Here is a 10,880-nt window from a genome sequence, read left to right as displayed (position 1 = left end):
CAAAGCGCTACTCCTTAGTGGCGCTTTGTGCGTTAAATGCAGGCATTGTTGTATATTCACCTCTATTTTCGACTTTACGTAGATAATAACTTGATCTTACAGAAGTTCTGGTCATCTGTTGTTCTGTGAGATTTTTACTTTTCACTTTTAAACTCTCCACACTTATGATATTTGTCCCAACTCTGCTATCAGGGGAAGGGTTTTGACTTAAGTAAACCTGCGCCAAATGTTACAATTAGACCTGATGCTCGGTTTTGTCAGTAAGTCTAGCTACCTATGGAAGGTAGTTGCTGGTAGGAGATTGGTCAATTTCAGCTTTAAAATAGTTAACCTATAACCGTGAAAATGTATTCACAGGTATCTATTGCTATCTATCTAAGCCATGTAACATTTTATATCTTATAACTTGAAGCGCAGATTGTAATCCCTACTCTAAGTTAATAATTGTAAAGGGAATAGGGGTTGACAAGATTGCTCATAAGTAACATGAAAGACAGTACTGTTTGTAGTGGTATTACGGCTTAAATATGAACTCAAGTCAAAATTTAGACATAAAATCAGTACTTGACATACTAGAAGATCAAGTTCTTAGTTATACTGGAAAACGTTTGACTAAAGCTGAAAAGATTGTAATTGAAGGGTCTTGGCATGGTAAAGACTATAAGGAAATAGCAAGTGATTCTGGATACAGTGGGTATTATTTGCAGCAGGAAGTTGGACCACAGTTATGGACAACACTTTCAAAAGTTATCGGTAATGGGGTGCAGGTAAAAAAAATAACTTTAAAAAATATTTTGCTTAAAGTAGCAAAAGAGCATTGTATTAAGCTGGAAGCATCTAGGCTGGACGATGATTGTCTTGTGGGCAAGACGAGAATATATGGAGAGTTGCCTAAAGTAGCATTTTTCTATGGTAGAAAAAAAGAAATTATTGATTTAAAAAAGCAAATTAATTTTTCTAAAAAATCTTGCATAGCCATAACTGGAATAGGAGGAATAGGTAAAAGTTTATTGGTAGCAAAAGTAATCGAAGAAATACTTTTAGATAAATCAGATGCATATGAATACATCGTTTGGAATACAGTTACTCGTTATTCCTCGATTGATGAAGTAGTCACTGAATTAATTAGCATTTTTGACTTAGAGGCAGAGAAAGAAACTTTGCTAGAAAAAATTTCTTTGCTATCAAAGCATTTTCATTTACATCGGTGTTTACTAATATTAGATGGTTTTGAAAAAGTGGCACAAGTAGAGAGTTTTAAAAGAAGATTAGAATATGAAGATTTTTTTGTCGGAATTACAAAAGGTCGTCATAAAAGTTGTGTATTAGTAACGAGTCAAGTGCCTTTAAAGGACATTGCTTACGTAACTCAAAGTTTGCCTATTGAATCTTTACGCTTGGAAGGCTTAGACTCAAACGCTGCAATGCAAATGCTACATGATAAAGGATTGTTTGGGGACGGATGTATACAATTAATTGAAAATTATCGCGGAAATCCATCAGAGTTAGATACAGTTGCTGAACGAATTAATCGCATTTTTGGAGGAAATGTCCAAAAATTCTTTGATTATGAAACTACGGTAATTGGACCTAGACTTAAAGTAATGCTTAATATGCAATTTGGACAAGCTGGTTTTTTAAGCGATCTCCAAAGACAAATCATGATTTTTTTAGCAGAAGAGTTATCAAAAGATTCAACTCCAATTCCTTTTTTTAAGCTTGTTAGTGGATTAAAAGAACGATTAGGTTTAAAAGTGTCAGTTTCTGAAGTAATAACAGCAATGGAAACCTTAGATGAACGTTCATTAATTGAAACTAGTAGAAAATCAAGGAAACAGGAAGTTTGTTATAGCTTGGAACCAGTAGTTAAGAAGTATATTTTGGTCGATGCACTTGGCTTGGTGTACGATAAGACAAGTGCATCACAAACAAGTAATGGCGTTCAGGAGCGAATGTGAGCTACTGTATAAATCCTCTTTGTATTCAGCGCCATAATCCTGATGATATTGAAAATTGTTTAGCTTGCGGGAATTCTTTATTAATAAACAAACGTTTTCGTTTGTTACATCCGTTACGTTCTTTAGATAGAGATCCATATACTTATACAGATATTTTTGAGGTTGAAGACGTTGGTATTGTCGAGGATGAGGATGATAGCACAGAATCCCATCCACACCCTCAAAGAAAAGTAATGAAAATCTTAAAATGGATAGACGAGCCTAAATTAGTTGAACTGCTTCGACGAGAATCAATTTTATTACAAATTCTTGACCATCCTGGAATTCCTAAGTCTAATAGAGGAGATTATTTTGCTTTGAGGCTGAATGACAATCGTTTAGAATTGCATTGCTTAGTAATGCAGAAGTTTGAAGGAGAGGATTTAGGGAAGTGGATAAAATCTTATGGAAAAATTACTCAGAGCCTAGCACTTGATTGGCTTTCACAATTAATGGATATTCTTGATTTAGTTCACCGCTCTGGTGTGTTTCATAGAGATATTAAGCCAAATAACATTATTTTTCAACCCAACGGCAAATTAGCACTTATTGATTTTGGTGGCGCAAGAGATATTACTAGAACCTACCTAGCGAAAGTTAGTACTAGTGGAGGAACCAGCACAGGATTAGGTAGTGGGCATGACATAACTATCGTTCGGACAGCTTGTTTCTCCCCTTTAGAGCAAATTAATGGGCAAGCTGTACCACAGTCAGACTTTTACGCATTAGGCAGAACTTTTGTTAACTTAGTTACTGGTATTCCTTTAATTCAAATTAAAAGCGACGAAAAAACAGGGAGGCTACTTTGGAGGAATAAAGCACTTCATATCGATAAATCTTTGGCTGATTTTATTGATGATTTGATGGCTCCCTTCCCAGGGCAACGCCCACAAAATACTCAAGTAATTTTGCAGAGGTTAAAAAGCCTTCCTTTGCAAAGCAAACTCAATAGATTAATTAAGTCTAAAAAAACTTTATTTAGTTTATTAGTTACATTAATTGCTTTAGGGGTTTTTGGAGGTTTCAAAGTATTTTTCCCAGTAATGGCTAATAATTTAGTACTACAAGGTAAAAAGTCAGAATTAGCAAATGATTCGGAAACTGCACAAAACTATTTTAACCAAGCTATAGAATATAATTCCCAACTTAAACTTTCTGTTTCCCAGTTTTATTTAGAACAAGCTGCTCGTCATTTTAACAACTTTGAACTAGCGAAGAAATATTATGAGTTAGCCCTTAAATATAATGATAAAGATATAAATGCTTATAATAGTTTAGCTGTAGTTTGTTGGCAGCTTGGAGAAGTCGCTTGTGCCTTAAATAATTATCAGCACATTTTGAAATTAAAGCCTAATGATTGGGAGGGATATTATAGGTTAGGAAGTTTTTATGATCAAGAAGGAAAAGAGGATTTAGCTCAAGAACAATATAAAATAGCAATTAGAATTAATAAAAAAGCAGTGCCTGCGCTCAATGATTTATCGCGCCTCAGAAATCTCAAAGAAGACTATACCCAGGCTAGTGCATTAGCGCTTGAAGGATTGCGCTTGACTGAAGACCCAAAACTACAAGCTGCTTTATATAAAAATTTGGGTTGGGCAAAGTTCATGCAAAATCAGTATAACGAGGCAGAGAAATATTTACAAAAAGCAAGTGATTTAGACAGCAAGAGAATAGATGCTGTCTGCTTGCTGGCTCAGGTGCAAGAAGCTCTAGGTAAAATTGAGGATGCGAGACTTTCATGGGAAATCTGTATGCTAGCTAGGACTACTCAGCAAGATGTTTTCAAGTGGAGACAGGAATTACTAGACCGCCTCACCAAAAACTCAAAAATCTCTCCATAGAGTACATTGTGGGAAAGTTATAGACTCTAGCTATTTGTTTAGTTATCAAACTTATGTATGCTAATAAAAGGCAAGTAAGTACATAAAAACTTTTAATGCAGTTTTTACTCAACCATAAGAAGAAAAAAGTTTCCAAGCTTCGAGTTGCAGCGCTTGGATCGATATTACCATCAATACTACTTTTATCAGATATTAGCAGCGCAGGAAGTCGGACTCAATCAGTAGCAGTAGTAAAAAGTGGATGTCGCAACTTTATAGGTAGAGTCTCTAGCTCAGGCGATCTCTATTTGCCAAGTGGAAGCCGACTGTGCCAAGGAGATAGGATTAATCCAGCTAAGGGAGCTACAGTCAAGGTTTTGTGCTATTTAAATGGAAATTTTGTATACCTGAAGCATAGTACCGTGTTCAAGGAGCCAGATACGTGTACAGTGCCGCAAGAGATAGCAGAACTATGTACGGGATTAAATCCGAGTAATTGCTATAACCCTAAGGGGGCAAGTGAGGAAAAAGAAGCACCAACCCTAATAAGCCCTTACGGGAGTTCAATGTTAAATACGCGGCCTAAAATATCTTGGAGTGCTGTCTCGAACGCCACTAATTACACAGTAATTGTAAAGGGTTACGAATTTTATTGGGAAGCAACAGTAGATCAGAAAACGACTACACTGGCATACCCGAAAGAGCAAATAGAATTGCAACTTGGTAACACCTACAAAATTACTGTCATTGCCAACCTGAGAGGTTCTTTGATTAGTTCGGAGCCTTTAGTAATAAGTGTTTTGCCAGAAAAAGACCAAAAAGAAATTGCATACAAGGTAAAGCAGATCAAAGAATTAAAGTTGCCTCCAGACGAAGCCGCTTTCTTAGATTTAGATGCTGTATTTATGTCCAAAAGCCTTTTGAATGAATCGATTGAGACGCTGAAAACACGAGTGGCAGCAGGAAGTCAGAACCCCACTCTTTACCGAGTACTGGCAGATCGATATCTAGAAGCATGGTTGCCAAATGAAGCGCTTCGTAATTATCAGGTAGCAAATGAATTGGCGAAACGGACTAGGAATTCAGATGAATTAGCTAGAGTGCAACAAGGACTAAAGTTGGTAGAATGGCACAATAGGTAAAAGTTGGCAACGATAGCAAACTAGATGTTGGCATGGTCGATTTGCAACATATATAGCAATCCTAAATCATTCATAAACAATGAGATTTTCGACTTCTCTAACAAGTTGTGAATCTTAGACTTGCCATTTCACAAATCAGATAGGATTGCTATAATCGTCAAAATTATGGACAACTTATGGTTGCATTGCACAAAATTTCACAGCCATCCACCAACGAGCAAGAATGAAGCCCAAAAATAAGGGTGGCTGTACTTAGAATTTGACATTAAATTTAATTGTGCTTGACGTAATGCCTCTGCTTTGGGAGTCCCGGACTTCAAGTTCCTGTAAAACTCTTCCATAAGTAAAGCAGTGGAGTCAGCATCTACCTTCCATAAAGTTGCCACTGTACTTCTAGCACCTGCTTGTGCTGCCACACCAGCAATCCCCAATGCTGACCTCTTATTACCCTTAGCTGTTTGACAGGCACTTAAAACTAATAGTTCAATTCCATCCTCATTGGTTTGAGCGTTTAACTTTAGCAAGTTATCAAACTCTAGCACAGTAATTGGTTTGTTCCAAGTAAAAAACATTGTTCTCTGGGCATCAGAACTAAATTGAGCATGAGTAGTTAGATGAAGAATGGAAAAGTCATTTGTGCTTAACTGTTTTTCAAGCGCTTGGCTAGTAAACTTTTCATTTAACAAGACTGTTGAAGAAGTAGTTTGTTTCTTAACATCTTCTACCTCCTGTTTCACCCTTAGCAACGCTTTTAAGCCTTCGGGAGCATTCAGAGCTTTAAAACTAGGACTGATTTTAGAGAGTCCAGCAATTAAAGCTGTTAACTGTTTCTTGGGTAAAAATTTAGGTGGTCTAATCCTAGAACCTAAAGTTTGAGCAATGCTGTAGCGCTTGATTAAATAATCTTTACCGTCATGAAGCAAACCTATTGGTAAGCTTTGGAAAGATGTATCTAAAGTAAACACGAGTGTTCCTGATGGAGGTAAGTATGCCTTTATCGGTACAATTAGCAAGTCATAAAATGATTGAGAAGGCGAAATAATTAAATTTTTATTAATAGAAGCTAGTCTAGAAGATTGTAAGATTTCTAACAAATTATCGACGCTAGCTTTAACTAACTTGGAGTCAACAGAATGGTGGTGGAAAGAACCATCAGGGGATTGGACAATTACTTCTACGCTGTTCTCTAAATCAATGATATGAACTACTGTTGGAGGGCTAGGCAAGTTTTTAACTTCATTTAAAGGGATGATGTCAAGCTTGCCACATTGAAGAAAGTTTTCTAACTGAGCGATTTGCAGTCGTTCGTTTATCTGGATTACTCGTTTTAAATTAGGGTTAGGAGATGCCAAGAGCAATTGCATAAACTCCCGATATACAGGCTCCACTTTTTCCTGGAAGGAGAATTGTAAATCTGCATTGCTTGGCAAAAGATTATCATGTACTTTAGTTACATTATCAGTTGCTGCACTGTAAGCTTCAAGGGCTTTGTCATACTTTCCTTGTTTGTAGTATTCTAAACCCAATTCGTGCTGCCACTCATAGGCGATATCCCATGCCTGAATTGATTGAGCCAAAGCCATAGCTTGTTCAAGATAATGGAGCGTTCGCTCTTTTTCTTTCTCTAACTTGCCCAGAGTACCGAAAGCATTGGACATGAGCCGCTGTTCGTTAGTGCCTTTAGCCGTTTGCAAAGCTGATTTTGTATATTGGACGGCTACTGAATGTAATCGTTCGTCTGGAATTTGATTAAGACTATTGGCAAAGTTTAGCTTGGTATAAATAGATTGGCTAGTAGGTAATTTAGAGAATGCAGAAGCATTTTTCAGTATTAGCTCTACAGAAGGTTTAATCTGTTGATTGATTTGAGTTTGAATCGCAGCTAAGTGTGTATTGCCTAAATTTGATTTTGCTGTTAACCACTTGTCAAAGTCTAATAATAAGCTCAAGCGTTGTAGTTGCGCCTGTAGTTTGATTGGTATTGGTGCGGTTGGTATATTAATCAATAACTGGTAATTATTGAGTAATTTGAGTGCTTGTTTTTGAATAAAATTAACAGTTTCTTTTGGCTTTGTTGCATGAAACAGAAAAAAGGCACACCAACTCTTAGCAGAGTTAGTAATTATTTTTCCACTTTGTAGCTATCTGGCTTGCCTAACTGAATCATGCGATTAAGTGCAGCACATTGCAGAAATAACTCAACAGCTTGATTGTCAAAAAAGCGTCGTCTTAGCTTACCCCCAAAAATAATTTTTAGTCGAAACATAGCTGTTTCAGACAAAGAACGTCGATGATATCTACTTTCTTGCTTCCATTGCTGGCGACCAATTTGATGTATCCGACGCAAATTTTCATCTCTTTGATGTGGAGGCAGTTCAGAGTTATGAGGCTGTTGAATCTGAGCGTTACTGCGAGGTGGAATCACTGCTTTGGCTTGGCGTTGAGTGATTGTGTCGTAACTTTTGTTTGTGTCATAACCGCCATCACCAGATACTTGTTCAATATTGGAGTCAATCTGCTCCAACAAGTCGGGTAGTACCTCGCAATCAGCTACATCATTAGTAGTCACCACCGCAGCCAAAATCTCTCCGCTTCCTTGATCAACTCCCAGATGCAACTTCCGCCACGTCCGTCGTTTACCTACCCCATGTGTGCGAACTTTCCATTCTCCTTCACCATACACTTTTACCCCAGTTGAATCCACTACAACATGGATTGCGTCATCCTTTGGGATTACGGGCAGTTCCACCGATAAATTGCTCAAACGACGGCATAGGGTGGAGTGATCTGGTACCTTCAACTCAATTCCCATCAAGATAAACAGTGATTCTAGAAATCCTTCCGTCTGCCGCCCTGCTAAGTTAAATACCGATTGTACAGTTCCCATCGTAGCGATCGCCACGTCACTGTAATAGTTGGAGGCTCCTTTCCGTCCTGTTTTCTTTTCGTTGCGCCACTGTTCGATTACTTCTTCACTCACCCAGAAAGTCAGGCTCCCTCGCTGCTTGAGCGCCGCATCATATTCCTGCCAGTTACGGACTCTGTAGTTAGTTTTGGCTTTCGTCTTCATAGTCCAACTAAGAAACTAGGAGGGGATTAGTAGAGGTAGGAAGGAATAAGTAAAATTTACCATTTTTCTCTATTCATGCAACAACGCCATTCACGTCCTAAAGCAGTCATTGGGTTCAAGTGACCATCTGTTGGGGGACAGAGTATACCTAAATGAGCCATACATCTAACTCCTCTGCGAAATTATAAAGTACGTTTTCTAGAAAATTACCTCAATTATTGAATTAGGTATTTTTTTGCTACCTTTAAGTATTTCAAATCTTTTCCTAACTAGCTTTTTGTCTACCTATTGTTATTAATAGAGGCAATGATACAAAACAAACTAGAACTTTTATACTAAATAATTAGTAGTTTAAAATTTTTGGTTATTTCGTACTTAACGTGCTAAATCTATAGAATAATGCCAAGAAAGTAAAGCTCTAATTTCAAAATTACAAAAATTTCTAAAGCCAAATCCACTACGCTTTATTAGTTTCATGATATTTTTAAGCACAACTAGTCCACCAACTAAGTCTGTATGGCGCTTGTTACGTATTAAAGCGTTAGTATAGGTGTTGAAGTTAGCAGTTTCCGATATCTGTAGGTTGCGATCGCGGATACTGCCTTTGCTTGTAAGCTTTAGTTTGGCAATGTTTGGAATGCCAGCAATGTATTTTTTGTAACTCATAGAAATTAGGAAAACTCAGCTAAATCGGGAACACAGGAAACACAACAGACAATTGTTCTTCATTGAAAGCAGTTGCTTGTACTATTATTGACAGCGTTGCTAACTACTGACAAAAGTAGTTTTTTGCGACAAAACCTTCTTTTGTCAGAATTGCTAATTTCGGATTACCTTAGCAAGGGAAAATCATGATTTTAATCTTGAATTTAAGTGAATAACATTTATCTGCTTGATATTAAATGGTTAAAAGCCAAGAAAACTTTGAGATTGTGATCGCGCTTCAAGAGTTCAATAAATACCATGCAGATATAGCTCTCAAAGGCAGAAGACCACGCTGCCTCTTTGTCTCAATGAGATTTTGGCAGCAGGCAGTAGAGCAAGCTGGCAATAAGATTCCATCTGGTCGTATCGTGAAAGATGTTGTAGATAGGATACGCGAAAGAACGAAAGTACCCAATCCTTACAATATTGGTGAAATATGCATTCTTCTGCCTAAAGATGACCCAGACTTAAGAGGTAAAGGCGGTTATTGGGGAGTAGTAAGTCATGTTGGGGAATACAGTTGTACAGTTCGTGCGATTCGTTGTTTAGTGAATCACGGTAATCAGCCCGTACATAACTAAACCAGCCCGACAGCAGATTACTGTCAGTAGACCTAAAAGTTCTGCGATCGCTCTGTGATCGATACCTGGGTATCTGATTCTTGCCTAATAAACTGTGTTTATTGATACGCTTTTTGGAAAAGTAATTGAGAAATATAACATAAGTAAAATTAATCAATTAACCAAAAAGGTAAGGGTAGATTTTGCACCAGAATATAGTTCTGGTACTGTGGTATGCAATTTTTGTAAAGTATAGGGGTAAAGATAAAAATTTTTTGATTCTGAGGATGATTGAGTTTGGCTATGACTGCAACACAACCAGTTTTAACTGATAGTAAAACCTTAAATGAAGTAGTTAACTGTTTAACAGAACATATTCCAATTCAGACTCAAGGCAAGTGTGAACAACAAAATATCTTTGAAATTTTAATTCGAGCAGCCACCCAAAAAGATAGTATTGAAAATACTACCAAAGTCTTAAAAAATGTTCCTACAAGTAATGACATACGTTACCATTTAGAGAAATATTCAGACCTAAAATCTCTGGAATTAGACTTAAATACAGCACTACAAAGTCGCTTGCCAGATGGGATTCGACAGGGAAAACAAAAAATAGCCATTGACTTTAACTTAATTCCTTATTATGGTGAACCGACACTATTAGAAGCGCCATATATTTACAGAAGTCAAGCTAAAAATGGCACTTGCTCTTTTTATGCTTATGCTACTGTCTATGTAATTAAAAAGAATAAGCGAGTCACCTTAGCTATTAAAGCTGTTCAACAACAAAATACAAAAGTAGCAATTATCACTTATCTTTTAGCACTGATTGAGCCTTTAAATCTTCAAATCGAAAGATTGTATTTAGACCGAGAATTCTTCTGTGTGCCAGTCATCAGATGGTTGCAAGCTCTTGATATTCCTTTTGAAATGCCAGTGATTATTCGGGGCAAACATGGCGGAACTAGACAATTAATTAGAGGGCGGCGTAGTTATAAGACTTGTTATACTTTAAACAGTGATAAATATGGCTCAGTTACTTTTAATGTGTGGATAGTTTGTACATATAAAAATGGTAAAAGACGAGCGCATGGGCGGGAGTTTTTTATTTACGCTGTTTATAAAGTTAAGCTGTCATTACATTCAATACATGATGACTACCGTCTTCGTTTCGGAATTGAAAGTAGCTATCGGATGAAAAATCAATGTCGCATTAAAACTACTATTAAAAATCCTACCATTAGGCTTCTATTTGTAGCTTTATCATTTTTAATTATTAATATTTGGATTTACCTCGTATGGCATTATCTTAGCCGTTTAAAAAGAAGCAGACGACAAGTTTTTTCTCATTTATTTACCCTCAAACAGATGCTTGAGTTTTTACGTCAAGTAGTAGACCGCAACTATGGAGTAAAGAGCGAAGTTTGTTTACCATCTGGGTGATTTTGGTTGATTACCGAGATATTTAATAAGTTTTACTTATTTATTATCCAGAGCAGTCAGCTTTTTTATATTCCCTAAGAAAACGGTATCATACACTACTATTTTTTAGCGATCGCAGAACTTTTAGGTCTACTGACTGT

At 36.9% G+C, this 10,880-nt stretch carries 7 protein-coding genes and 1 pseudogene; 5 read left to right on the top strand and 3 right to left on the bottom strand.

Translation table 11 applies throughout. The features are described from left to right. Positions 1–527 precede the first annotated feature (527 nt). The 3 genes from RRG12_RS40480 to RRG12_RS40470 all read left to right on the top strand — a co-directional run bounded on the left by RRG12_RS40480 (position 528) and on the right by RRG12_RS40470 (position 4,962). The gene (locus RRG12_RS40480) at positions 528–1,958 is read left to right on the top strand and encodes an NB-ARC domain-containing protein (protein WP_420763082.1); all 1,431 of its coding nucleotides are present in this window, start codon (positions 528–530) and stop codon (positions 1,956–1,958) included. Next, positions 1,955–3,841, top strand: a complete 1,887-nt coding sequence (locus RRG12_RS40475; protein ID WP_420763081.1) for a protein kinase domain-containing protein — start codon at positions 1,955–1,957, stop codon at positions 3,839–3,841. The genes RRG12_RS40480 and RRG12_RS40475 overlap by 4 nt, the downstream gene beginning before the upstream one ends. 545 nt (positions 3,842–4,386) lie before the next feature. Next, a complete protein-coding gene (locus tag RRG12_RS40470; RefSeq protein ID WP_420763080.1) occupies positions 4,387–4,962 on the top strand; it encodes a hypothetical protein in 576 nt (191 codons plus the stop codon). A 197-nt stretch (positions 4,963–5,159) separates the two neighbouring features. Here the strand turns inward: RRG12_RS40470 and RRG12_RS40465 are convergent, their stop codons facing one another. The 3 genes from RRG12_RS40465 to RRG12_RS40455 all read right to left on the bottom strand — a co-directional run bounded on the left by RRG12_RS40465 (position 5,160) and on the right by RRG12_RS40455 (position 8,698). Then, positions 5,160–6,968: a CHAT domain-containing protein gene (locus RRG12_RS40465; protein WP_420763079.1), complete on the bottom strand. Its 1,809-nt coding sequence runs from the start codon at positions 6,966–6,968 to the stop codon at positions 5,160–5,162. Positions 6,969–7,084: 116 nt separating this feature from the next. Continuing rightward, a complete protein-coding gene (locus RRG12_RS40460; protein WP_420758163.1) occupies positions 7,085–8,032 on the bottom strand; it encodes an IS5 family transposase in 948 nt (315 codons plus the stop codon). 375 nt (positions 8,033–8,407) lie between these two features. After that, positions 8,408–8,698: a hypothetical protein gene (locus RRG12_RS40455; protein WP_420763083.1), complete on the bottom strand. Its 291-nt coding sequence runs from the start codon at positions 8,696–8,698 to the stop codon at positions 8,408–8,410. A gap of 356 nt (positions 8,699–9,054) precedes the next feature. Between RRG12_RS40455 and RRG12_RS40450 the strand changes: the two are divergent. Next, positions 9,055–9,270: pseudogene (locus RRG12_RS40450) on the top strand (hypothetical protein); the annotation flags it as partial. A gap of 330 nt (positions 9,271–9,600) precedes the next feature. Next, complete coding sequence (locus tag RRG12_RS40445) at positions 9,601–10,740, top strand: ISH3 family transposase (protein WP_420761854.1); 1,140 nt, start codon at positions 9,601–9,603, stop codon at positions 10,738–10,740. Positions 10,741–10,880 lie beyond the last annotated feature (140 nt).

Source organism: Nostoc sp. CALU 546, assembly GCF_048836525.1.
Note: the sequence above shows the minus strand (reverse complement) of the source record. Positions and strands in the feature narration are given on the sequence as shown.

Coding starts and splice junctions, on each gene's coding strand:
- RRG12_RS40460 (WP_420758163.1), bottom strand. CDS start 8,032: ATGAAGACGAAAGCCAAAACTAACTACAGAGTCCGTAACTGGCAGGAA.
- RRG12_RS40480 (WP_420763082.1), top strand. CDS start 528: ATGAACTCAAGTCAAAATTTAGACATAAAATCAGTACTTGACATACTA.
- RRG12_RS40470 (WP_420763080.1), top strand. CDS start 4,387: ATGTTAAATACGCGGCCTAAAATATCTTGGAGTGCTGTCTCGAACGCC.
- RRG12_RS40445 (WP_420761854.1), top strand. CDS start 9,601: ATGACTGCAACACAACCAGTTTTAACTGATAGTAAAACCTTAAATGAA.
- RRG12_RS40455 (WP_420763083.1), bottom strand. CDS start 8,698: ATGAGTTACAAAAAATACATTGCTGGCATTCCAAACATTGCCAAACTA.